The sequence below is a fragment of the Rhodopirellula maiorica SM1 genome (genome assembly GCF_000346295.1).
In the GTDB taxonomy this organism is placed as follows: domain Bacteria; phylum Planctomycetota; class Planctomycetia; order Pirellulales; family Pirellulaceae; genus Novipirellula; species Novipirellula maiorica.
In genome coordinates this window covers 1-679 of the sequence record NZ_ANOG01000752.1, presented here as the reverse complement: position 1 = coordinate 679, position 679 = coordinate 1, and the positions used below count along the sequence as shown (strand labels likewise).

The following is a 679-nucleotide window of genomic DNA, read 5'->3' as shown; positions in this document are numbered from 1 at the left end:
TGCTTTGGTCATCAGCCGTTCGCTCTTTGACATACGTCATTGATTTTTCGAACAGATGAGGCAGCACGTCATCGATCTTGAAATCGGGGCTAATCGGTCCATTGCGGTACCAGCCATACCGATCTTGCTTCTTCGTGACTCCTTCTTCGCGATCGGGTTGTGCCGTCACGCGACCGGTATCGACCCATACATAGGGCGGCATGTCCAACGATCCGCAATGTCCATAGTACTGATCAAACCCGTTGATATCGGGACCATTTTTGACCGGCTTCGTAAAATCAATCCGCTTGCCATCCTTGTGCCAATCCCAACCGAGATGCCACTTGCCGATCATCGCGGTGTGATAGCCCGCCGCTTTCATCAAATGCCCAAGCGTGGGTCGATCGGCCGGAATCAAGTGCTCGCTGGTACCGCTGAGCACGCCACGAGCAAGTCGCGAACGCCAGTTGTAGCGTCCTGTCAGCAAACCATAACGAGTCGGCGTACAGACGCTGCTGGGTGTGTGAGCATCTAGAAACGTCAGCCCCTCGTCCGCCATCTGTTGCAGATGCGGGGTTTTGATTTTGCAGTCGGGATTGGTCGGCGAAACGTCGCCGATCCCCAGATCGTCGGCCATCACGACAATGACATTGGGGTAAGACGAAGACTTCGGGGTCTCGGCTGCCGAAGCGAGTGAACC

The 679-nt window shown here is 55.2% G+C and carries 1 protein-coding gene; it reads right to left on the bottom strand.

Translation table 11 applies throughout. From position 1 onward, the window contains the following. The coding region (locus RMSM_RS24465; RefSeq protein ID WP_008702874.1) for a sulfatase-like hydrolase/transferase at nucleotides 1-679 on the bottom strand (679 nt) is incomplete at both ends.